This window comes from Spirosoma pomorum, assembly GCF_054776615.1.
This window is the reverse complement of record NZ_BAAHBP010000001.1, coordinates 837,174-861,868: the sequence shown is the minus strand read 5'-3', so window position 1 is coordinate 861,868 and position 24,695 is coordinate 837,174. Positions and strand designations below refer to the sequence as shown.

At 52.8% G+C, this 24,695-nt stretch carries 14 protein-coding genes; 11 read left to right on the top strand and 3 right to left on the bottom strand.

Going from position 1 to position 24,695, the window contains the following annotated elements:
• The first annotated feature begins 165 nt into the window (after nucleotides 1–165).
• The 7 genes from ACYVAD_RS03610 to ACYVAD_RS03580 all read left to right on the top strand — a co-directional run bounded on the left by ACYVAD_RS03610 (nucleotide 166) and on the right by ACYVAD_RS03580 (nucleotide 13,643).
• Nucleotides 166–4,164 carry a putative Ig domain-containing protein gene (locus ACYVAD_RS03610; RefSeq protein WP_461138088.1) on the top strand — a complete coding sequence of 1,333 codons (3,999 nt, stop codon included), beginning with the start codon at nucleotides 166–168 and terminating at the stop codon, nucleotides 4,162–4,164.
• Between the two features lie 251 nt (nucleotides 4,165–4,415).
• Nucleotides 4,416–5,570, top strand: coding sequence for a DUF1624 domain-containing protein (locus tag ACYVAD_RS03605; RefSeq protein ID WP_461138087.1), 1,155 nt, complete (start codon nucleotides 4,416–4,418; stop codon nucleotides 5,568–5,570).
• Between the two features lie 315 nt (nucleotides 5,571–5,885).
• Nucleotides 5,886–9,083 (top strand): SusC/RagA family TonB-linked outer membrane protein, encoded by a 3,198-nt coding sequence (locus ACYVAD_RS03600; protein WP_461138086.1) that lies wholly within the window; start codon nucleotides 5,886–5,888, stop codon nucleotides 9,081–9,083.
• Nucleotides 9,084–9,126: 43 nt separating this feature from the next.
• Nucleotides 9,127–10,773: a SusD/RagB family nutrient-binding outer membrane lipoprotein gene (locus ACYVAD_RS03595; protein WP_461138085.1), complete on the top strand. Its 1,647-nt coding sequence runs from the start codon at nucleotides 9,127–9,129 to the stop codon at nucleotides 10,771–10,773.
• Nucleotides 10,774–10,807: 34 nt separating this feature from the next.
• On the top strand, nucleotides 10,808–11,374 hold the full coding sequence (locus tag ACYVAD_RS03590; RefSeq protein WP_461138084.1) for a hypothetical protein: 567 nt from the start codon (nucleotides 10,808–10,810) through the stop codon (nucleotides 11,372–11,374).
• A 178-nt stretch (nucleotides 11,375–11,552) separates the two neighbouring features.
• Complete coding sequence (locus tag ACYVAD_RS03585; RefSeq protein ID WP_461138083.1) at nucleotides 11,553–12,473, top strand: polysaccharide deacetylase family protein; 921 nt, start codon at nucleotides 11,553–11,555, stop codon at nucleotides 12,471–12,473.
• Nucleotides 12,474–12,671: 198 nt separating this feature from the next.
• Nucleotides 12,672–13,643, top strand: coding sequence for an ABC transporter substrate-binding protein (locus ACYVAD_RS03580; RefSeq protein ID WP_461138082.1), 972 nt, complete (start codon nucleotides 12,672–12,674; stop codon nucleotides 13,641–13,643).
• Between the two features lie 44 nt (nucleotides 13,644–13,687).
• On the opposite strand, the gene moaA is transcribed toward ACYVAD_RS03580, so the two are convergent.
• Nucleotides 13,688–14,668 (bottom strand): GTP 3',8-cyclase MoaA, encoded by a 981-nt coding sequence (moaA, locus tag ACYVAD_RS03575; protein ID WP_461138081.1) that lies wholly within the window; start codon nucleotides 14,666–14,668, stop codon nucleotides 13,688–13,690.
• 243 nt (nucleotides 14,669–14,911) lie between these two features.
• Between moaA and ACYVAD_RS03570 the strand changes: the two genes are divergently transcribed.
• Entirely contained in the window at nucleotides 14,912–15,814 is a 903-nt protein-coding gene (locus ACYVAD_RS03570; RefSeq protein WP_461138080.1) for a hypothetical protein, read from the top strand.
• A 21-nt stretch (nucleotides 15,815–15,835) separates the two neighbouring features.
• Nucleotides 15,836–17,311, top strand: coding sequence for a vanadium-dependent haloperoxidase (locus ACYVAD_RS03565; RefSeq protein WP_461138079.1), 1,476 nt, complete (start codon nucleotides 15,836–15,838; stop codon nucleotides 17,309–17,311).
• 5 nt (nucleotides 17,312–17,316) lie between these two features.
• Here ACYVAD_RS03565 and ACYVAD_RS03560 read toward each other — a convergent pair whose 3' ends face one another.
• Entirely contained in the window at nucleotides 17,317–19,119 is a 1,803-nt protein-coding gene (locus ACYVAD_RS03560) for a glycoside hydrolase family 9 protein (protein ID WP_461138078.1), read from the bottom strand.
• 163 nt (nucleotides 19,120–19,282) lie between these two features.
• Between ACYVAD_RS03560 and ACYVAD_RS03555 the strand changes: the two genes are divergently transcribed.
• Complete coding sequence (locus tag ACYVAD_RS03555) at nucleotides 19,283–21,352, top strand: alpha-1,4-glucan--maltose-1-phosphate maltosyltransferase (RefSeq protein WP_461138077.1); 2,070 nt, start codon at nucleotides 19,283–19,285, stop codon at nucleotides 21,350–21,352.
• Nucleotides 21,353–21,449: 97 nt separating this feature from the next.
• Here the strand turns inward: ACYVAD_RS03555 and ACYVAD_RS03550 are convergent, their stop codons facing one another.
• Complete coding sequence (locus tag ACYVAD_RS03550) at nucleotides 21,450–22,694, bottom strand: ABC transporter permease (protein ID WP_461138076.1); 1,245 nt, start codon at nucleotides 22,692–22,694, stop codon at nucleotides 21,450–21,452.
• 162 nt (nucleotides 22,695–22,856) lie between these two features.
• Here ACYVAD_RS03550 and ggt point away from each other — a divergent pair, with 162 nt between their 5' ends.
• Nucleotides 22,857–24,656 (top strand): gamma-glutamyltransferase, encoded by a 1,800-nt coding sequence (gene ggt, locus ACYVAD_RS03545; protein ID WP_461138075.1) that lies wholly within the window; start codon nucleotides 22,857–22,859, stop codon nucleotides 24,654–24,656.
• The last annotated feature ends 39 nt before the right edge of the window (nucleotides 24,657–24,695 follow it).

The following is a 24,695-nucleotide window of genomic DNA, read 5'->3' as shown; positions in this document are numbered from 1 at the left end:
CTGTGGCTATATGCGCAATATTGAGTCAAAATTATACTTGTCTAAGAATTTATTGTACATGAACGTAATGAGATATTACAATATGGTACGGCCTCCGCCTATGCATCTTGCAAGCTTGCACAACCGCTAAGATGCGTACCATTTTAACTAACCCATTTTAAAGCCATGAACAACTTTACTAGAAGTGCGTACGGTTTGCTGACAGCGTTGCTGTTGTTGGTCACCGTAACAGCCTATGCCCAAAAATCTGTGAAACAGATGGCTGCCGAGGCAAAAATTACGGTTGATCTGTTGGCCGTTCAACAACAGAGTATGACAACATCGGCTAATCTACCACCTGAGTTACAAGGTACAGAGAGAGAAGCTCAGTTTGTGCGTAAAAATAACGCTATAGCGATTGAGGCTGTGGTTGTTGAGGGTCAAGATGGGAATACGTTGCTTGCCCAGTTGCAGTCACTGGGACTGACTGAAGGATTGGTTGAGAAACGTATGGTGACGGGGTATATTCCCGTTGATAAGATCGACGAGCTGAAAAATCTGAGCGCGCTTCGATTTGCCCGACCTTCCTATGCGCCCATCCATAACGTTGGTGCTGTTACCTCGCAAGCTGACCGGGCCATGAAAGCCGATCTGGCTAAGCAGTTATACAATGTAACGGGGGCTGGTTCTAAAATCGGCGTTCTGTCTGATTCGTATAACGCGCTCGGTGGGGCACCGGCAGGCGTTACGTCTGGTGATTTACCGGCAAATGTTCAGGTGATTGACGATAACCTTGTTGCAAGTTCAACCGACGAAGGGCGTGCTATGATTGAGTTGATCTACGACATCGCACCAGGGGCGGCTAGTGCCTTTAATACGGCTTTTAAGGGGCAGGCTGCTTTTGCCAAGGGGATTCGAGATCTGGCTGTGGCTGGCTGTAATATTATTGTTGATGATGTGTTCTATTTTGCTGAACCTTATTTTCAAGACGGGATCATCGCGCAGGCAGTTGACGAAGTAAAAAGCACACGAAATGTAACTTACTTCTCATCCGCCGGTAACCACGCCCGGAACTCTTACCAGAATACCTATACAAATACGCCATTTGTAGGTCCGTTTGGGGCTAGTGATCCGTATATGGGTGCTCATAACTTCAGTGGAGGGGACGTGTTTCAGTCGGTAACGGTTCCGGCAAGAAGCAGTATTTATGTTGGCTTACAGTGGGACAATCCATTCGCTTCCGTTAGCGGAGGGGCTGGTGCACAGACCGATATGGACTTGCTGGTCTATCGGGGTGGAGCGTTCCAGGGTAGTTTGTCCAGTTACAGTAACAACATTGGAGGAGATCCTGTTGAAATAGCTGTTCTGACCAATAACGGATCGACTGCTGTAACTTTTGAACTGGTCGTAGCCAGATATGCAGGTCCAGCTCCATCGGTGATCAAGTGGGTTGCCTTCACGAACGGGTATACGATCACGACTGAGTACGACACAAAAAGCTCGACCTGCGTTGGGCATTCCAACGCAGCCGGCGCTATTGCTACTGGAGCAGCTTACTATCGGAATACGCCTATTTACAACAATACGCTGAGCACCGCGATTATTGAGGGCTTTTCGTCATTGGGTGGCACCCCGATTCTGTTCAATACGGCCGGGCAGCGTATTGCTAGTACTACTCGCCAGAAGCCGGAAATTACGGCGGCAGATGGGACAAACAATACCTTCTTCGGTGGTGACTCCGATGGGGATGGTTTTCCAAATTTCTTTGGTACATCAGCCGCAGCTCCCAATGCTGCGGCTGTTGCTGCACTCATGCAGCAACGTAGCGGTAACCAGTTAACACCAAATCGGATACTGTCAATCCTGGAGCAGACCGCGTTGGATATGGATGACGAGTTGACGGCGGGTTTCGATACGGGCTATGATCCAAGAACCGGTTTTGGATTTGTTCAGGCGGACAAAGCGGTGATGATGAGCAATACGGCACCAACGGTAGCGAATGCGATTCCACCTCAGTCGGCTACGATAGGGCAGGCCTATACGTATACGATCCCATCCAATACGTTTACTGATGCTGAAACGCCTAATTCTTTGGTGGTTTCAGTTAGTGGGCTACCCACCGGCCTAAGCTTCACGGCTCCAGCAACGATCAGCGGTACACCTTCGACAACGGTTGGCTCTCCATTCTCCGTTACGGTGGTTGCGACTGATCCAGGCAGTCTGACGGTTGGTACTACGTTTGCCTTTACGGTGGTCCCAAATACGCCTTCTGCCACAGCACCCGTGGCTCCGGCTATTCCTAGTCAGACGGCGACGGTGGGCGTTACGTTCAGTTACGTTGTTCCATCTTTCTCGGGTACCGGGCCTATTACGTACTCGGCCAGCGGATTACCTGCTGGTCTAAGCTTCGATGCTGGAAGCCGGACGATTAGCGGGAACCCAACCACCGCACAAACCTCGTCGGTAACAGTGACGGGCACTAACTCGGCCGGGTCAGGAAATGGCGTCTTTACAATTACGGTAAACGCAGCCCCAGTGAGCGGTACGTTTGCCATCACGAGCGTGAACACGCTGAGCTGCGAGAGCGTGTCGGCTAATCAGCGCCGGGTGACCTTCACCCCCGTCTACAGTGGGCTCAACGGCCAGTCGGTGACCTTCCAGGTGCGGAACGAGTCGGCCCCCACCCCGGCGGCCGGTCCTTACTCGCTGGTCTTCTACACCGACAACCCAACGGTGACCCTGCAGGCTACCCAGGCTGGCTCATCGGACGTGGCCACCTTCAGCTACAACTGGCTGGCGGCTTGTGGTAACCCAACCCCGACCCCGCCCGTGGCTCCGGCTATTCCTAACCAGACGGCGACGGTGGGCAGCTTCTTCAGCTACGTGGTGCCTGCCTTCAGCGGCACCGAGCCCATTACGTATTCGGCTGCTGGTCTGCCCGCGGGGCTGAACTTCGACGCGGCTAACCACCTCATCAACGGCACGCCCACCACGGCCCAGGTCTCGTCGGTGACGGTGACGGGTACCAACTCGGTCGGATCGAGCAACGCCGTCTTCACCATCACGGTGAGTGCCTCGGCGGTGAGCGGTACGTTTGCCATCACGAGCGTGAACACGCTGAGTTGCGAGAGCGTGTCAGCTAATCAGCGCCGGGTGACCTTCACCCCCGTCTACAGTGGGCTCAACGGCCAGTCGGTGACCTTCCAGGTGCGGAACGAGTCGGCCCCCACCCCGGCGGCCGGTCCTTACTCGCTGGTCTTCTACACCGACAACCCGACGGTGACCCTGCAAGCTACCCAGGCTGGCTCATCGGACGTGGCCACCTTCAGCTACAACTGGCTGGCGGCTTGTGGTAACCCAACCCCGACCCCGCCCGTGGCTCCGGCTATTCCTAACCAGACGGCGACGGTGGGCAGCTTCTTCAGCTACGTGGTGCCTGCCTTCAGCGGCACCGAGCCCATTACGTATTCGGCTGCTGGTCTGCCCGCGGGGCTGAACTTCGACGCGGCTAACCACCTCATCAACGGCACGCCCACCACGGCCCAGGTTTCGTCGGTGACGGTGACGGGTACCAACTCGGTCGGATCGAGCAACGCCATCTTCACCATCACGGTGAGTGCCTCGGCGGTGAGCACTAACTTCGCCATCACGAGCGTGAACACGCTGAGCTGCGAGAGCGTGTCAGCTAATCAGCGCCGGGTGACCTTCACCCCCGTCTACAGTGGGCTCAACGGCCAGTCGGTGACCTTCCAGGTGCGGAACGAGTCGGCCCCCACCCCGGCGGCCGGTCCTTACTCGCTGGTCTTCTACACCGACAACCCGACGGTGACCCTGCAGGCTACCCAGGCTGGCTCATCGGACGTGGCCACCTTCAGCTACAACTGGCTGGCAAGTTGCAACAGTCCTGCCCGGATCATGCAGGAAGCTTCCGAGAAACTATCGGTAACGGTTATGGGTAATCCAGTCCTGAACGAAACCGTTTCGGTTGAGCTGCGTGGGGTACAGGATAAACCCGTGGTGTTACGTAGCATCGACAGTCAGGGACGTAACATCCAAACAGTAACCGTTGAACGGGCTGGTGCTGTAGAACGGGTTGACATCAAACTGGGTCGCTCGCCGGGGATGTACATCCTGAATGTAAGTACCCCGAGTCAGCAAGAAGCCGTCAAGCTGATGAAGCAGTAAGCAGAACGAAGGCTATTGTTAGAATGAAAACAGGGAACGCCGGCTATCAACGTAGTCGGCGTTCCCTGTTTTAAACGAATGGCGCAGTGATAGTTACTGCCCTACCGTCCCGCTGACGTAATATGGCTACCTAGTTACACTTGAATTGGGTTACTGTGGAACTGGTTAAAGGTAAAGTGAGGAGATTACATGCTTTCACCGTGAATAGCCTATTTGTATGTTGTATTACTATAGTCGAAAATCAGTTGACGATGAGCCGCATCCATTCCATTGATATAATCCGGGGCCTGGTTATGGTCATCATGGCACTGGATCATGTTCGGGATTTATTACACACGCCCGCCCTGACACAGGACCCAACGGACCTATTGACCACTACTGCTCCACTCTTTCTCACCCGTTGGGTTACCCACTTATGTGCGCCAACATTCGTGTTTCTGTCAGGAACGTCGGCCTATCTTTCACTCAATAGGCGTACCACGGCCGATCGACGCTTCTGGCTGTTTAAACGAGGATTGGTGTTGCTGGTACTCGAACTGACGCTGATCAACTTCGCATTCTGGACCGACCTGCAGTTTCGGACGCTGATGCTTCAGGTGATCTTTGTTATCGGTGTCGGCTTAATGATCCTGTCCGGAATGGCTAAACTGCCCATCCGCTGGTTGGCCAGTATTGGATTAGGAATCGTTTTTTTGCACGATTTATTGCTACGGGTACCGCCCTTCTCTGACCCGGCGATGCAGCTGATCTGGTCACTCTTGTTCAGAACGCAGCTTTTTCCCATCAGCCCCGAGTTCATGCTGTTGGTGGCTTACTCGATCGTCCCCTGGTTCGGAATTATGCTGGTGGGCTACGCCTGCGGTCCCGTGTTTGCACAACCCATTGAGTCGCGAAAACAACGTTTGCTTAAACTGGGGATGCTTTCACTCGGGTTGTTTCTGTTGATTCGCTTCATCAACGTTTACGGGGATGCTGCGCCGTGGTCAACTCAACAAGATAAACTTTTTACGGTTCTTTCTTTCCTGAATGTCAGCAAGTATCCGCCGTCCTTGCAGTACACCCTGCTGATGCTGGGAATTATGTTTATGCTGCTATGGGCCGTCGATGGCGTAATGAATCCGGTGACTCGCTGGTTGATGGTATACGGGGAAGTTCCTTTGTTTTATTACCTCGTTCACTGGTATTTGGTAAAAGGAGCAATGATTGGGATGATGGTCGCGCAGGGATACTCGCTGAGTGATCTCGTTATCGGACCGCTTAGTTTTGGACGGCCAGCTGGGGTCGGCGTGACGTTGCCTATCGTTTACTTGATTTGGCTAGGACTGATCGGGCTATTGTACCCACTTTGTCGCTGGTACGGGCAGTACAAGGCAAGCCACCAGAACCGACTTACTCGCTATTTATAATTTTCAATAAACGCACAAAGGCCGCCTGAGTAGCTACTCAGGCGGCCTTTGTGCGTTTATTGAAAATGTAAATCTATAATTATTGGTTAAAAATACTTAAGCTACTAGGGGTACTATGAATTTAATCTATGAATTAAGTATGTGAAAAAATAAGAAAGCTTTATGTCGATACTTATCAATAAAATTCTGATATTAAATTAACATGTAGAATTTAATTCTTAAAAAAGATTAAATACCTCTTAAAGGTTGTGTCTGCATTTTTTATAACTTTCGGCCTAGTTAAGTTTTATTTAACCTAAAACTACTCAGAGTACGATGAAGCAACTATTACTAACACTACTGATGTGCGTGGTCGGTATATCTGCTATGGCGCAGGGTAGACGAATCACGGGGAAGATCACTTCAGGCGATGATGGGACTGATATTCCAGGTGCGTCGGTCCTGATTAAAGGCACCACGACGGGAACGAATACCGATTCGGACGGGATGTACTCGATCAACGTCCCTAACGATAAAACGACGTTGGTTTTTAGCTTCGTTGGCATGCAGGCCCAAGAGATTCAGGTGGGCAGCCGGTCGGTGATTGATATAACCCTATCGTCTGACAGTAAACAACTACAAGAGGTCGTTATTACGGCGCAGGGGATTGTCCGCGAGAAGAAAGCCCTGGGTTATGCCGTCACGTCGCTTGATAAGAAGCTGATCGAAGATCGCCCACAGGCCGACGTTGGCCGGATCCTACAAGGAAAAATTCCTGGGGTCAATATCACGGCAACCTCCGGGGTATCGGGAACGGGAACGAACATTACCATTCGGGGCTTCTCGTCCATTACCGGCTCAGTGCAGCCGCTGTTCGTGGTTGACGGAGTTCCGTTTAATTCCAGCACCAACTCGCGCGATGGATTTACAGGTGGCGGACAGTCGGCATCGAGCCGCTTCCTGGATCTCGACCCAAACAACATCGAAAACGTTAGTGTCCTGAAAGGGCTGGCCGCTACGGTAACCTACGGTGATCAGGGCCGGAACGGTGTAATTCTGGTGACGACCAAAAACGGTAGCCGCAAAGCCCGCCCAACGGAGGTTTCGGTCACGCAGTCGTTTTTCACCAACACCGCCAATTTGCCGACCTACCAGAATCAATACGTAGGTGGTTTCCAGCAGAATCTGGGCTACTTCTTCAGCAACTTCGGTCCGACGCTGGCTGAGGCCTATGCGTATCCATCGCAGAATACGAATACGGCGCTGACGAACCACCCGTATTCATTCTTCAGCGTAGCCGCTACCCGGTCCGCACTGGCCCCTTACGTTGCATCGGTAAGCCCATACACAATGCAGGTGTATCCAAACAACATCCGCGACTTTTTCCGGACCGGTAAGATCAATACTACCTCTTTGAATATAGCAGGCGGGAGCGAGAAAGTGAGCTATAACATATCGGCCAGCTTTAATAACGAGCAAGGGTACATTCCTGAAAATGGTCTTCGGAAATTCAACCTGGGCCTGGGCCTTAACGCCCAGTTGAGCAAAAAGATAAGCGTAATAACCTCGTTCAACTTCGCCAACACGGATCAATACTCGCCACCGCTCAACGCCGGAACGGGAAACAATACGCTGGGCGGATTTCCGTCGGTGCTGGCGAACGTCATGTACACACCACGTCAGGTCGATTTGATGGGCTGGCCGTACGAAAATCCGGTAACGGGTGGGTCGGTTTACTTCCGGAGCGGCAACGACATTCCTAACCCGCGCTGGATTCTAAATAACTATAAGACGACCGGATTGGTCAACCGATTCTTCACGACGACGTCGGTTAACTATGACATCGCCAAAGATCTGACGTTGCTTTACAAAGTCGGATTGGATACGTACACCGAAAATCAGCAGAATAAGTTTAACAAAGGCGGGATTGATTTCGTCAACGGGTTCTACTCTACCTTCGATATTCGGAATACGATTTGGGACAACAGTATGATTCTTTCCTACAACAAAGCGGTTAGCGATAAATTTTCGGTATCGGCTCGCCTGGGCGGGAACATGCGGAATGACCAGACGGAACGCCTGTTCGTTAATAGCCAGAATCAGCTGGCCCGTAACCTGTTCCGGCACAGCAACTTCATTGATAACGTAGCGTACAACCAAACCATTGAGCAGACCCGGCTTGGTATTTTTGGGGAAGTAACGGCAGATTTCAACAACTATCTGTACCTAAATCTGGCGGGTCGTAAAGACTGGACGTCGACGGTAGAGATGGCGAACCGGCAGATTTTTTACCCATCGCTTAGTTTATCATTCGTGCCAACATCGGCTTTCGAGGGTATTCAGAAAGGTGGTATGCTGAACTTCCTGAAACTGCGAGCGGGCGTTGGAACCTCGGCTGGTTTCCCTTACCCATATAGCACCCGGAACGTACTGAACCAGAACGCCCGTGGCTGGCTCACATCAGCTGGAACAACCGTACAGACCCACTCCGTAGACAATACGTTGGGGAACCCAAATCTGAGACCTGAGTTGCATACCGAGTACGAAGCTGGGGTCGAAGGTCGTCTGTTCAACAATATTCTGAATTTTGACGTGACGGTTTACCAGCGGAACACGCGTGATCTGATCACGAACACGCCACTGGATGCGTCGACGGGCTACACCGCTACGACGATTAACATTGGTAAGATTCGCAACGAAGGGATCGAAATTAACGTAGGCGGTACGTTCTTCAAAACGGCCTCATTTGCCTGGAGTCCGACGTTGGTATTCTCGCGCAACCGGCCAAAAGTGCTGGACCTCGGTGGTACATTGTCGGAAGTGCAAGTGGCTGGCTTCGGTAGTTCGCTGGGGAACTATGCCATCGTAGGACAACCATTCAACGTCATCAAAGGAACCGGTTTTCGCAAGAACGATGCTGGACAGTACATCATTGACGGTGGTGGGTACCTGCTGGCTACGACCTCGCCGGTTGTACTGGGCGATCCGAACCCGGCCTTTACGTCAAGTTTGATTAACAACTTTACGTACAAGAACTTGTCGCTGGAAGTGATGGTATCGTATCGTCACGGTGGCGCGATGTACTCATCGACGGCGGGCTCGCTGCTGGGACGTGGTCTTACGGTTGATAACGGTCTGGAGCGCGGTATTGACCGGGCACAGACAATGATTATTCCCGGCGTGAGATTGGCTGATGGAACGCCAAACACTACGCAGATTACGGCTTCTGACTTTTACTTCAACAACTATTACTTCTTCGGCGATGAAGGACGGATCTTCGACGGCTCAACGGTTCGTCTGCAGGAAGTATCGCTGTCGTATCAACTGCCGAAGCGTGTAATTGGAAAAGTATTTAAGGGTGCGTCTATCTCCCTGACGGGGAACAACCTGTGGTACCGGGCGCTCTACTTCCCTAAAGGGCTCAACTTCGACACGGACAACCTGGGTCTCGGGGTAGGCAACGGTCTTGGTTTTGAATTCCTGACCGGACCAAGCTCGCGCCGGATTGGGGGCACGCTAAAACTTACGTTCTAATCGACGACTGCTGTCGGAACTATTATTATAAAGGCTTTCACGAATGAGAAAATACATAAGCTCACTTGTATTGGCGGTTTGTATGCTGGTGGTCAGTGCCTGTAAACTGGATTTACTGGATAACCCGAACGCCGTAACAACGAACAATACCGATATCAACTACCTGCTCAATTCGATTGAGCTTACCTACAAAGATCACTTCAGTCAGGCAAGTGATCCAGGTATGCGTTTAACACGGATGCTCAACCAGGGCGCGGCTATTTACGATAATGCCGTATCGCCCGGTAACTACGATGGACTTTGGAACACGGCCTACGCTGGTTTGTTGACTGACGTAAAAACGCTGATTCCTCTGGCCGAAGCGAGTCAGCTGTACGTCCATGCGGGCATTGCCCGGACGCTACGGGCCTCGGCGCTGCTCAATCTGGTTGATCTGTTCGGTGATGTACCCTACACACAGGCCATCGATCCCGCTAACTTCACCCCGGGTACGGATACTGGCGCGAGCATTTACACGGCGGCTCTGGCCGATCTGGACAAAGCCATCGAGAACTTCGGAACTACGTCAGCAACGGGCGCGTCGAACGACCTGATTTTCGGCGGAACGACCGACAGCTGGATTCGGGTAGCCAACACGTTAAAGCTGAAAGCATATCTGAATCGTCGACTAATTGACAAATCAGGAGCGACCTCAGCCATCAATACGTTGATTGCCGGGAATAAACTGATTTCGACTAACGCGCAGAATTTTACGTTCAAATATGGGTCAAATCTGACGAATCCGGATACTCGGCACCCCCGTTACGGAGGTCAGTACTCGCCGACGGGTGGTGGCGATTATCAGTCGAACTCTTATATGGGAACGATGTACCAGTCGAAAGGCTTCGTTGATCCCCGGATGCGGTTTTACTTCTACCGGCAAACGGTGCGGAACCCGACAGACGTGAACGCGCTACGTTGTATAACGGTAGCTAAGCCAACCCACTACTCGGACTCGGATATTTTCTGTTTGCCAACTACGGTAGGTTACTGGGGCCGCGATCACCTGAGCAACGAAGGTATTCCACCGGATGGTCTGCTGCGGACGGCCTGGGGTCTTTACCCGGCAGGTGGGCTGTATGACAATAACGCTGGAGTACCGGTGTCTCTCGGGGCTGGTGCTGGTGGCGCGGGGATTCAACCGATGATGATGCGCTCGTTTGTCGATTTCATGTTGGCTGAATCGGCGCTGACACTGGGTACCAGTGGGTCGGCACGTGACCTGCTAAAATCAGCGGTCGAAAAATCAATGGCCGACGTGCGGGCGCTAGCGCTGGGTACGACGGAAAGCAGCAAGATCACCTCATTCGAGAGCGATAACAAAATTGTCTGGTCCGACGAAGTAACGAAGTACGTGAACAGAGTACTGGCTAACTACGATGCCGCCACGACTGATGACGCTCGGCTAAACGTGATCGGTACTGAGTACTGGTTGGCGCTGTACGGCAACGGTATCGAAGCCTACAATCTGTACCGTCGGACCGGCAAGCCTGCCAATCAGCAGCCCGCGCTTGATCCGAACCCCGGTGCATTTGCCCGGTCGTTGTACTACCCAGCGACATACATTACTCGCAACGCCAACGCCAAGCAGAAAGCGAACGTAACGACGCCGGTTTTCTGGGATAACAATGCCGCTAATATGCTGCGCTAATCGTACTAAATACCCGTTCTAACGACAGTTATTTATGAAAAAAATATTTTTGTTTTTGCTTTCTGGTCTGTCGGTCATGGCTTGCAAAACCGACATGATCGACCGCATCGAAGACAACGAACTAACCAACGGAGGCTACATCCGCACGGTATCGCCGTATCCTGTTTCGAACTCTACGTTTAGCGTCAGCAAAGCCAATCTGAGCGGCACCAAAATGGAGTTTGTAGCCGAGGCCGTGACGCCCAATTATGGGGCCAACTTTGCTTCCTACGATCTGTCTATTTCGTTTGTAGACGCAACCCCGTCCAATGGCACAAAGAACGTTGCCGCTAGGACGTTGAAATCCCTGCCTGCATCCGGCTTTACACCCGACGCTACGACAAAGTACCCCCGGGCCACTATCTCCGTAACAGGAGCGGAAGCACTCACGGCAACGGGACTGACCAACGCTGACATCGCATCGGGCGATCGGTTCGAGGTAACCGGCGTGATGCGTCTGACGGATGGTCGGACGTTCACGGCCAGCAATACAGGGGCTAATATCACAGGTGGCGCTTTTTACAGCTCGCCATTTTACTACCGGATCAACGTAGCAAACTAATTAGCAGCGTAATCCTGATGAGCCGCCCGGACCTCTAAGTCTGGGCGGCTTTGTTTGATAGGGATTGGTAACAACGCTTGTTACCAATCAACGCTAGATAATATTTTCGGATTGGTTGTAGAAACGGTATAGGATTGCCCGGTAAGTTTTTGTTAAGTTTGGGTGTACTTAGTTGATTATGTTTTTGCGTCATACCCTTTCCCTTCTGACGGTCACCAGTCTGACCGTATGCCTGAGTAGCGGTCTGCTCAGTTGCCAGTCCAAAGGCTCGGATTCAACCGAAGCGCCTGCAACGACCACTTCCGCCCCGGCTGCGGACAAGGAAGCTGCTAAAAGCGACGCCACCCCGACGCCAGCTCCTGCATCGATTCCCGCCGACAAGGTGGCGGATGCGGCAACCATCCTGGCCCGGCCACAGGTGCCTGTGTTGTGTTATCACCAGATCCGCGACTGGCGTCCGAAAGATTCGCAAAGCGCGAAAGACTACATTATTCCGCCCGCTGCGTTCCGGGAACACATGCAGATTCTGGCAGACAGCGGCTACCACACCATTCTGCCTGATCAATTGTATGCTTATCTGGCGACCGGCGCTCCGCTTCCGTCGAAACCCGTAATGATTACGTTCGATGATGGTGACCTGGAGCAATACACCGTTGCTGCCCCCGAGCTGGATAAACATGGCTTTAAGGCGTCGTTTTTCATTATGACGGTGGCCATTGGTCGCCGGGGAAAACAGCCGTACATGGACAAGGCGCAGATCAAAGATCTGTCGGATCGGGGACACGTAATTGGGGCGCATACCTGGGATCATCACAACGTAAAAAAATACCAGGGTGATGACTGGAAAATTCAGATTGACGAGCCAAATGCCAAACTTCAGAGTATTACGGGCAAACCCGTAAAATACTTTGCTTACCCGTTTGGCCTATGGAACAAAGAAGCCCTGCCCGAATTGAAAAAGCGGGGTTACCTGGCTGCTTTCTCCCTGGCAACCAAACGGGATGATCAAATGCCGCTGTACACCGTTCGGCGCATTATTGCGGGAGGGCAGTGGAAAGCTACAACCATGTATCGCAATATGATACAGAGCTTCGACTAAAAAGAATACAACAAAAATCCCCTCGGTCTAATGCAGATCGAGGGGATTTTTGTTGATAATTACTTATGTAAAACTACCGGCAGGGCGTTGGTAGATAGGAAGTTGTGGTCAGAGATAGCTGCTGACGGCTTGTATAGTTTTCTGAAAAACCTTTGCCAACGGGGCTTGTTAATAAAATATAATCAGTACTGTACTTGCATGGATACGCAGATTCGTCTGGCCATTGATCGTACGATCAATACCAACCACACTGGTTTTTTTGTGGCCTTGGCAAAAGGATACTATAAAGAAGTTGGCCTGGATGTTCAGATTATTGGCCCGGATCAGGATGATTTTCAAGTTGCTCCGGCCAAACGCGTGGCGCAGGGCAAGGCCGAGCTGGCCATTACACCTTCCGAAAGCATTATCAGTTATCGTACGAAGGGTATCGAATTGATGGCCGTAGCCGCTGTTCTTGCCCGCGACATCAGCGCTATTGTAACATTAAAAGAGAGTGGTATCAGCCGTCCGCGGGAACTGGACGGAAAAACGTATGCGTCGTACGGTGCTCGTTTCGAGGAAGATATTGTACGGTTGCTGATTCAAAACGACGGCGGGGAGGGTAAGGTTGTCGCGCATAAGACCGGTTGGGGAAATATCTGGCAGGCTCTGCTAACGGGTGAAGTCGATGCTGCCTGGATATGGCTTACGTGGGAAGGAGTGAAAGCGGAGGTAGAAGGCGTCGAGCTAAATCAGTTTCTGCTGGACGAATACCAAATTCCATACGGCTACAATCCGGTACTGACGGGCCATTGCGACTGGATTCGGGAAAACGAAAATGCCCTACGGCGATTTCTGAAAGCGACGGCCGCCGGTTACCAATATGCTGCTCGTAAACCAGATGCCGCAGCCCACCTGCTGGTGAAAGCGGCAAAAGATCCCTTGCTCACGGATAATTATTTCTTAGCACAAAGCCAGCAAATGGCTTGTAGTTACTATCTGGATGCCGACGGCCGTTGGGGCTTCATGCACCGTAACGTATGGAATTCATTCACCAATTGGATGATTCGAAACGAATTATTGACAGATCAGCACAAAGAACTGATCCAGCACCTGGATTCGGCGAAGCTGTTCACAAACGAATATCTGCTGGAATCGACGGTCCCCGTACAGCCAACGGTAATTTTCTAAGCCGCTAAAGTTCGTTAGCCGTAAGATTTTCTTGTTACAGGGGCCTAGCCACCGATGGTTGCCATCGATTCGCTGACGGTATCGCGTTTTTGTTCGGCGTCGAAGCCATTGGCGGGGCGGTGAGCAAAGGCCTTCAGGAAAGCGGCTGTCAACTCATCGTCTGTAGCCCCGGCACGTAACAACGCCCGAACGTCCAGTACACCGTCGTCGTACAAACAAGTTTTCAGGGTACCCTGCGCCGTGAGCCGGATTCGGTTGCAGGTACCACAAAACGTCCGACTAAAGGCCGCAATGACACCAAAGGTACCTTGGTAGCCAGGAATCTGGTAGTTCGCTGACGTTGAAAAGGCCGGGTCCTGGATTTTTTCCAGGTCAGGAAAATGCGTCCGTAGCTCATCGATAATACGCCGGTGTGTCCAGTGCAGGACGGGATAGTGGCTGCCTTCACCGTTGAACGGCATTTCTTCAATAAACCGAACGTCGACGGGCCTGTCGCGGGCCAGCTCCGTGAGCGGAATCAGGTCTTGCGTGTTTTGTCCGTCCATCACTACCGCGTTAATCTTGGTCTGAATGCCAGCCGCCAATAGTTTGTCGAGCGTATCGAGCACGGCGGGTAATTCATCGCGCCGGGTAATTTTATGAAAGCGTTCCCGGTCCAGCGTATCCAAGCTAAGGTTGACGGCTTTGACACCCAGCGCGGCCAGGTCGGCTACGTGCGGAGCTGTCAACACCCCGTTGGTTGTCATCGAAATGTCTGATAATCCATCGACAGCCGCTAGACGGTGCATAAAATCCATCAGACCCGCCCGAACGAAGGGCTCACCGCCCGTAATCCGAACTTTCGAAACGCCCAGCCGAGCCAGTACCTGTACGACCCGCTCCATCTCTTCGTAAGTCAGTAACTGCATCTTGGGCAAGTACTTTATCCCTTCTTCGGGCATGCAATAAAAGCACCGTAAGTTGCAGCGATCCGTTACGGCCAGCCGTAAGTAGGTGATGGGGCGATTGTGATTGTCAAAAATCATAGGCTGCTGGATTAACACAAAACTAAGGGTTTTGATTGCAGTGTAGCAGTAACGATTACGCTCAGGGCAGGCCGTTGCGTAAGTTCCTTTAAAAGAAAAACGGAATGGGGTCGTTGGAGAAGAAAGGCGCAGACGTGGTTACGCGTTCGATAGGTTTCCTGACGATCGAACTGCCCAACCCGAATGCCGGCAGAAATAATGGCTAATTTTGCCCACGATTGACCCACTGGATACTTCTTTTTCATGAAAAAACTTATAGCGGCATTGGGGCTGCTGATACTGGGGGCTACTTACCAGAGCCAGGGGCAGGGGATGATGGACGGCTTCATGAGAGGCCAGCGTAAAGCCAGTCTGGCGGTTACCGCGTCTCAGGAAACATTTGACTCATACTACGTAAACACGACCGAAACTCGGGACCCTAACCTAGGTACCGTCACCACCCAGGCGGTAAACGCATACGGAGTTTATGGCCTGGACTACGACCTGGATTTTATTGTATCGGCCTCGTACGCACGCGCTGATGCTAGTGCGGGTTACGTACCCAAACAGGAAGGCTTCCAGGACATTTACGGCGCGCTACGCTGGGAAGCATTCGATTTCAACTTCGGCAAAAAAGCCCGGTTGGCCTGGCTGTTCGCCCTGGGTTACCAGATGCCGCTCCAAAATTACGTATCCGACGCGATGGTATCGCTGGGGCGCGGTTCCCGGAATATCGACGGACGTACCATGCTGCACTTTAAGGGGAGCTGGTTTTTTATCACGGCTCAATACGGATACATCCGCCGGGGGCAGGTAACGCTGGACCGGGTTATCAACTATTATGATCCGGCGCAGGTAAATCCCAATGCCGGGTCGAAAGTTAACGTGCCCGACGTAACCGAAGCTATTTTGCGGGCAGGGATTACGACGAAACACCTGTACCTCGATGGCTGGGTGCAACGGCAGAAACCGTACTCGGCCGGAACCGACATCGCACCAGGTATACCATTCCCAACCAACGCCGTTGGGTTCACGCGGGCAGGGGCTACGCTCTACCTGCCGATCGTAAAGAAGTTTGGGCTGACGGGGACGTACAGCACAACGCTTGATGGCCGAAATACGGGAAAAACAACCCGGCTCAGTGGGGGACTTATTATTGGAATTTAAGCGGAGATGCAGCCGGAACACATGAAAACTTATAAACGCATTGTTTTTGCCTGTAGCCTTTTGCTTGGCTTAGCAGCTTGTAAAGAACCCGCCATCAACGAAGGGATTTTGCCTATCTATGAACCTTCTTCCGTAGATGCGGGGGGCGGCAACTGGCAAACCATTGTGCTGACATCGGGGGCGGAGGTCAGTGTACCAGCCCCATTGCCGGTTACGTCTACATCCTACCAGAACGAACTGGCCGAACTCAAAAACAAGCTGTACAGCATTGATCCCGCACAAAGCACGTCCGTCAATTATTGGGCGACGGGGGGCGTTATCCGCTGGAATCAGATTGCGCGATTACTGGTGTCGAAATATAATCTCTCGCCGACCTACAACAGTCCTACGAGTCAGTTCTCAGACCCACAGGCGGCCCGGTTATTTGCCCTGCTCAGCGTCGCGCAATACGATGCACTGGTGGTGGCCTGGCGCGCAAAATATCAGTACAATCGCCCGTCGATACTGCGGCAGGACGTTACTCCGCGCGTTCCTATCGCCGACGTACCGTCGTACCCGTCCGAGGATGCGGCTATTGCCGAAGTATCTAGCCGCGTGCTGGCTTACTTCTTTCCGGCCGAGGCTACGTGGTTACAAAGTCAGGCCGCTGATCATAAACAAAGCCGCATCTGGGCCGGAGCTAACGTAGCAAGTGATGTTAAAGCGGGCGAAGAACTAGCTGTACCCGTGGCGACCAAGGTACTGACCCGCGTACAGAACGACCGTTTTGGTCAGGCGTCGGACCCCAGCAACACCTGGCAAGCGAAACGAACGTCCGCGGCTTACGATCAGAAATGGACTAGCCTGGCGCTGCCGGCCGAAGCACCATTGCTGCCGCTGGCTGGTAACGTAACGACCTGGTACAACGCCACCAGTACGCAGTCGACTCCCGGAGCGCCACCCGCCACGACGTCGGCTCCGTTTCAACAGGCGCTGGCTGAAGTACGGACCATCTCGGATGCCCGTACCCGTGATCAATACCGAATTGCAACGGCCTGGGTGGACGGTTCAGGAACGTACACCGCCATCGGTCACTGGAACCGGATCGCCGAAGAAGAAATTAGTAACGGACGGCAGAACGAACTACGGGCGGCCCGGTCCTATGCGTTGCTCAACCGGACCTTGCAGGACGTCACTACGGCCTGCTGGGGGCAGAAGTACCAGTATTTTGTGCCTCGTCCGTCGCAGATCGACGCTACCATTAAAACGGTTTCCCCTATTCCAAACTACCCGGCTTATCCGTCGGTGCGGTCGGCTTATGCGTCGGCTGCTACGTCGATTCTGTTGTACCTGTTTCCTTCGGAAAACATCGTCTTGAACCGGCAGGCAGGAGAAGCAACCCTGGCTCCTCTGTACGCTGGTACGCAATATCGGTTCAGTGTTGAAGCTGGTACGCAGTGGGGCAATGCTATTAGTACCCAGTCCATCTCGCGGGCAAAGTTAGACGGAGCGAACTAGAAACGTTACGGCTGACGGTTACGTTGATCCTGCTGGAGTGCTTCCAGGGCCGTTACCAGGTAAACCAGGGGGGCATTCCAGTTGATGGCAATTTCGTTGGAAGCATATGAGCAGTCGGCGTCGAGATATACTTCGTCGGCCAGGGTCGTTGTGTAACCCGCACATTTGTCTTGGCTGGCGGCTCTCGCGTTAGTCCCCCCTGATAGAAAGCCCGGTATTGGAGGAACAATGCCATCCGCAACAGAGGGACGGTGGTGCGGGTGCATGGGCGTTTTGCTGCCGAAACCAGTAACGAATGAATACCCAACGGCATTACGACCCAGCAGATAGTCCAGATTTCCCAGTGCGTGGTACAGGTACTGGTCTCGAACTGGCGAATCAGTGTAGCGGTAGGCCATGAGGAGCGCAATTCCCTGATTGGCGGCTACGGAACTGCTTCCCCAGATAAAATCCTTCGCTGATTTTCCCATTACTGTTGCAAACGCCTGGTTAGCTACGCCATCAATCAACGAGTCGGCAAGGGTACGTAGGTGGTGCTTAACCCGCGGCAGGTCTCTTTTCCCCAGATCCGTTAACGTATTGCCAAAGCGGGCCAGTGTATAGTAAGCCATCGTGCGCACCTGTGGCCAGCCGGGCAGGGGCGTGGCTTGATCGGGAAACAAATTAACCGCCCGGTAGTAGGCATCGTCTTTAGTCGTTACGTACAATTCGGCGGCCGCCCAGATCCATTCATCGCTGGCGTCCCGGTCCTCGTAGGTGCCCGTGCTGATATCGGGGTCAAACTGCTGATTGATTGCCTGCTGGCTGTAAGCCATCGTCGGATTTTTTACGGACCAGTTCCAGGCCCGGACGGCGGCTGCGGTGCAGGAATCGGACAGTCCCGGTAATTGCTTGTTGTAGGCGCGTAACAGACGACCCGCCTGCGCCATGACGGCCGCAAAATCGACGGTTGCAGTAATGCTTTTCTGCACAACGTAACGGGGTTTAGTTGCCTTGTCGGGCATGATGACCATACCATCAAAACCGGGATTCGTCAGCTTGTGGTAGACTCCGCCGTCGCTTGGGTCCTGCATGGTCTGCATCCACCGCAAATTCCAAAGGATTTCGTCCAGTATATCCGGGAGAGCGTTGGTGCTTTCCGGAATATTGGTCGAGAGTGATTTGGTATACGCCGGAAAATCTTCACACAGCGACAACAGCGTTCCCATCGTGATTCCCGAGTTCACGATGTACTTGTTATAATCCCCGGCATCATACCAGCCTCTGGAAGAAGAAATCGTCGTTCCCGCCGTCCGTCCTGTTGACGCGGCTGACGGATGGATCAAAACACTGGTATCCGGATGGCCCGCCGATCGAGCCCACTGTCCAGCGTACCGGGCAGGCAAATCCGTTGCGGCTCGCTGGTAATAGAAACTTTTAAGGCTACCAATGGCGAGTGTCCGGTGGACGTTAGGGCTAATTGAAAACGGATAGGAAACTCCCAGGCCCGGAACGAGGAGTGTGTATTGTCCAGCTTTCGTATAGGTGGAGAAATCAGCTAGTCGGGTTTTCTTGCCGGAAATAGCGTTTGTTCGGGCGGACCCAAGTTGTCCGGTGAAGACCACCTTTTTCGTGCTGAAATTAAGGATTTGGAAGGTGGCAAGCCGTCGTAGCGTATCGGCACCAGTCGTCACTATGGCAACCTTGGCTGCTTTGGGATAAAAGCCAAGCTGGTTCAGACGGATGGCCGAAGTAACCGGCTGGGCCGTAGTGGAGATAAGCAATGCCAGCAGCAGATAAAGAAGCAGGATAGGGGACTGAACGTTCATGGATAAGCGCACAAAGGTGAAGGTAGCCGTGTAAGTATGAAGGAAGCTGCGATTTACTCACAAAAACCTACCGTGGTGGATAAAGTCAGTGAAACGGGCCTTTTTTGTAACATTGCTCACTGGTTGAGCCTTATACAGTATAGACCTAATGACTTAACGATACATGAGCGGAACTCCAACGTCTCTCAATCTACCGCAGGTCGGCCAGACCCGCGTTGTTATCCAACATGTCGCCCCTGAGCTAAATGAGGGGCGTTTTCCTATCAAAGCCGTACCTGGCGACGTAATTGCCGTTGAAGCCGATGTTTTTGCTGATGGGCATGACTACCTGGCGGTTCGGTTATTGTATAAGCATAGTACTGATGAAGCCTGGACCGAGGTAAGTATGGCGCTGATCAACAACGACCGCTGGGGAGCTTCATTCGTTGTTGACAAACAGGGGCGTTACGTCTACACGATCGAGGCCTGGATTGATCATCCGGCTTCCTGGCAGCACGAAATCCACTTAAAAGTTGCCGATGGACAGCGGATTACCAGTGAGTTGCTGGCCGGAGCGCAATATATCGATGGGATGCTGGCGCGTGCGGGGGGCGGAGAGCAGCCCAAAGCAAAAGGCAAAAAAGCGAAAGCAGCTTCCATCGAAACGCTGTCCGACAATCCCGACATTCAGGCATTACGTGCCATGGCAACACTGTTTCGGGAGGGCTCGGCTTCGGTGGAGGATGATCGGTATAACGAGGCTGTTTCTGTTGCGGAGAGCGACCAGTTTACGTTCTATGCCAACCACTATCCCGAACGACAATACCCTACGCGGTACGTGCATGAATTAGGGGTAGAGGTCGACCGGGCAAGGGCGGGATTCAGTACGTGGTACTGCCTGTTCCCCCGCTCGGCGGCCCAGGAAGAAGGACGCCACGGTACGTTCAGAGACGTTGAAGCGCTGCTGCCGCGAATTTCAAATATGGGATTCGACGTATTATACCTGCCGCCCATTCACCCCATCGGTACGGCGCACCGCAAAGGCAAAAACAACTCGGTTGTTTGCCAGCCTGGTGAGCCCGGTGTTCCGTATGGTATTGGCTCACCCGAGGGGGGACACGATGCCATTCATCCCGAACTGGGTACGGTCGAAGATTTCAAACATCTGATTGCCATTGCCAAAAATTACGAAATGGAAGTGGCGATGGACCTGGCTATTCAGTGTTCACCCGATCACCCCTGGGCGAAAGAGCATCCTGAATGGTTCAAGAAGCGGCCAGATGGCACAATCCAGTACGCCGAAAATCCGCCCAAAAAATATCAGGACATCTATCCTGTTTACTTCGAAACCGAAGACTGGCAGAACCTCTGGGCCGAACTCCGCCGGTTACTGCTGGTGTGGGCGTCGTGGGGTGTTCGCATCGTTCGGGTGGATAATCCGCACACGAAACCGTTTGCGTTCTGGGAATGGGTTATTGCCGAGGTGAAAAAGGAGTTTCCGGACATGATTTTCCTGTCTGAAGCCTTTACCAAGCCGAAAGTGATGCAGCAACTGGCGAAGAGCGGTTTTGCGCATTCGTATACTTACTACACCTGGCGGAATTCGAAAGCCGAATTGCAGGAGTACATGACCGAACTGACGCAGGCGAACGGCCAGCCCGATGCCATGCGTTACTATTTTCGGCCGAACTTCTGGCCGACAACGCACGACATCAATCCGGGCGTGTTGCAGTCGGGCCACGAGCCACAGTTCCTGATTCGGTATTTCCTGGCGGCTACGCTGTCGAGTAATTACGGAATCTACGGGCCATCGTTCGAATTACTGGAGCATATCCAATTCCCGAACAAGGAAGAGTATCTAAACTCGGAGAAGTACGAAATTCGTCATTGGGATTGGCAGAAAACCAATAAGCTGACGCACCTGATCACGATCACGAACCGGATTCGAAAAGAGAACGCAGCGCTGCAGACAACCAATAACATTACGTTCTGTACGGTTCACGACGACGCCATCATGGCCTATCTGAAAGTATCAGGCGATAACAAGTTATTAATCATCGTCAATACCGATGCTTATAACCGACGGGCTGCGTCGGTGCAGGTACCGATCTGGCAACTGGGTATTGGTCACGAGCAACCTTATCAGGTACATGATTTGCTGACGGGAGCGTATTACACCTGGAAGGGAGAATGGAATTACGTCGAACTCGATCCCTACGTCCTGCCGATGCACCTGTTCCGCATCGAGATCTAGGTTAAGAGGTAAACAACTTTGGTAAAAATGTAAAAGCCCCTCTCCTGTTTTTAGGAGAGGGGCTTTTATTATCGGCCGTTGCCGTAAGGTCGTCTTTTTATTTTGCCCGAATAGCAATAACCGGGTCGAGTCGGGACGCAGAGTAAGCCGGGATAATACCTGATAGAATCCCGATGATGCTGGATACGCCCAAACCAAGAATAACATTACCCGCTGAGAGTTGCAGGTTGAGGCTTCCTAACGGCACAAACGTTAACAGAAGTACCAGCGTGATTCCGCCCAAACCGCCAACCAGACTTAGTAGCATCGACTCGAATAGGAATTGAAATAAAATGAAGTAACTCTTGGCGCCCAGCGATTTTTGAATGCCGATTATGTTTGTGCGCTCCCTGACACTCACGAACATAATGTTAGCAATGCCAAAGCCTCCGATTAGAATCGAGAAGCCACCGATGATCCAGCCCGCTACCGTAAGAACTACGAAAATCTGCCCGATGGCCTGCGTTACGGCTTCGGGTCGGTTGATGGCGAAGTTATCATCCTGCAAGGGGCGTATCCCGCGTCGGGTACGCATCAGACCCCGTACTTCGCTCTCCAGTTCAACGAGGCCCAGGTCGCTGTCGTACCCTTTGACGATGATGTCAATACTGGGATTGGTCGACTGGAACATTTTGGCGTAGGCCTCGTACGGGATTAGGCACTTAATGTCGGGATTGCCACCGAAATTAAATAAGCCCTCACCTTTCTTCTCCTGCGCGCCGATGACGATAAAGTTGAGACCGCTGATCTTTATCGTTTTTCCCACTGGGTTCTCACCTGGAAATAGGTTATCGGACACCTCGGAGCCGATTATGGCCACGTTACGCCCCATGTTGACTTCCTGCTGCGTGAAGTAACGACCGCGGAGAATAGGCACGGTGGTTATTTTATCGTAGTCGAACGTAGCGCCCATGATGCGGGCCGACATGCTGTTGTTGCCATGTTTGACCGTAACGTTGGTCTTGAACGCCTGGGCGACAACAGCTTCGGCGTTTTCGAGTCGCTCGGTCAGAAACCGGTACTCGTTATAGTTGGTGACGGGGCGCTGAAAGTATTTCCACCACTGATACTGACCCGTCCCGAACGACCAGGGCCATTTCTGCACGTAGATGACGTTACTACCCAGAAAGTTCAGGCTGTTTTTGATGTTACGCTCCAGCGAATCGACCAGCGTAAAGACGGCGATAATGGCAAAAATCCCGACCGTAACACCCAATAGTGACAAGGTAGTCCGCAGTAGATTGGAGCGCAGGGCCTGCCAGGCAAAGCGAAAACTTTCCAGAACCTGACGAAGGAAACGCATGGGAATCAAACGAGATGATGAACGGAAGCGGCTACGAACCGCATTTTAACAAATCTACTGCCTATTAGGCAACTCCTCAAATCATTTGGGCCAATTGGAGCAGACCGCCGGTCGTTCGGTCAAATTTTGTAGTTTAGTGGTCACTGAGAATAACCCGAATTCATGAAACACCTATTCCGTACGGCGCCCCTGCTGGCAATAACGTTGCTGGCCGGCTGTAAAACTCAATCGACTACCAGCAAGAACGAGAGCCGCGTTCGTGAGAGTCAGGGCGTCTACCAGTACCGCGACGAAGACCCGACCAACCGTCCGTTTTTTTCGGACAGGGTAGGGGTCATTGGCCGAAATGGGATGGCGGCCTCCGCGCACCCGGAAGCGTCGCAGGTGGGACTCGCCATCTTGAAAGCCGGTGGCAATGCGGTCGATGCGGCCGTAGCGGTGCAATTCGCACTGGCGGTTGTTTATCCGAACGCGGGTAACATTGGGGGCGGGGGATTTATGGTGTACCGCGATCAGGCGGGACAGTCCTACACGCTCGATTATCGCGAAAAAGCACCCGGAAAGTCGACCAAAGATATGTACCTGGACTCGCTGGGCAACGTCCGGGCAGGTCTGAGCACCAGCGGTCACCTGGCCAGTGGCGTACCGGGTTCGGTCGACGGCATGGCCGAAGCGCACAAACGGTTTGGTAAACTCTCCTGGGCGCAGGTGTTGCAGCCCGCTGTTGATCTGGCGCAGAACGGATTCCCGCTGACGGAGCGTGATGCCTTTGGCTTGAATCGGATCAAAACGGATTTGGCGCAGATTAATCCCGGAAAAACGTACTTCTTGAAAGCGACGGTCCCTACTGACACAACGACCTGGCACAAAGGCGATATTATGGTGCAGTCGGACCTGGCCAAAACGCTGCAACGTATTCAGGCGCAGGGCCGGGCCGGTTTCTACGAAGGTGAAACCGCACGATTGCTGGTCGACGAAATGAAGCGGGGTAACGGTATTATCTCCGAAGAAGATCTGAAAAATTACCACGCCGTCTGGCGGGAACCTCTCAAAGCCAGCTATAAAGAATACAATGTTATTACCATGCCGCCGACCTCCAGCGGGGGCGTTGCGCTGTTGCAATTGATGCGGCTGACGGAGCAATATCCGCTACGACGCTGGGGTTGGAACAGGGATTCGACCGTGCAGGTGATGATCGAGGCCGAACGACGCGTTTATGCCGACCGGGCTAAGTTTCTGGGTGATCCGGATTTTGTGAAAGTCCCCGTTGCGCAGCTCATCAGTCCCAGCTATCTGAAGACGCGCTGGACGGACTTCTCCTTCGCCAAAGCCACTGACAGCCGGAACGTAAAAGGTGGCATGGTTCCTGGTTACGAGAGTCTGGAGACAACCCATTTTTCGGTGGTTGATGGGGCTGGTAACGCAGTTAGTATTACGACAACACTTAACGGCGGGTATGGTAGCCGGGTTGTTGTGGGGGGCGCGGGCTTCTTCATGAACAATGAAATGGACGATTTTAGCGTAAAGCCGGGCGTGCCCAACATGTTTGGCTTGATTGGGAATCAGGCGAATGCTATTGCTCCTAACAAACGAATGCTCTCGTCGATGACGCCGACGATCCTGGAAAAAGACGGTAAATTATTCATGGTCGTAGGAACACCGGGGGGCTCCACCATTATTACGTCGGTGTACCAAACCATCCTGAACGTAATCGAACATGGCATGACCATGCAGCAGGCGGTCAACGCGCTGAAATTCCACCACCAGTGGCTACCCGACAAGACGACCTTTGAAAATGGGGCCTTTTCGGAGCCGACTATTCAGGCGTTGCAGGGACGTGGCTATATCCTCGAAAAACTAACGAATACCTTAGGTCGTATGGACTGTGTGCTGGTGCGTCCCGACGGTTCTCTGGAAGGGGCATCCGACCCGAGAGCTGACAATACCGCGAGAGGATATTGAGCAAACGCCATCGGCCCGGATCGTCCGGGCCGATGGCGT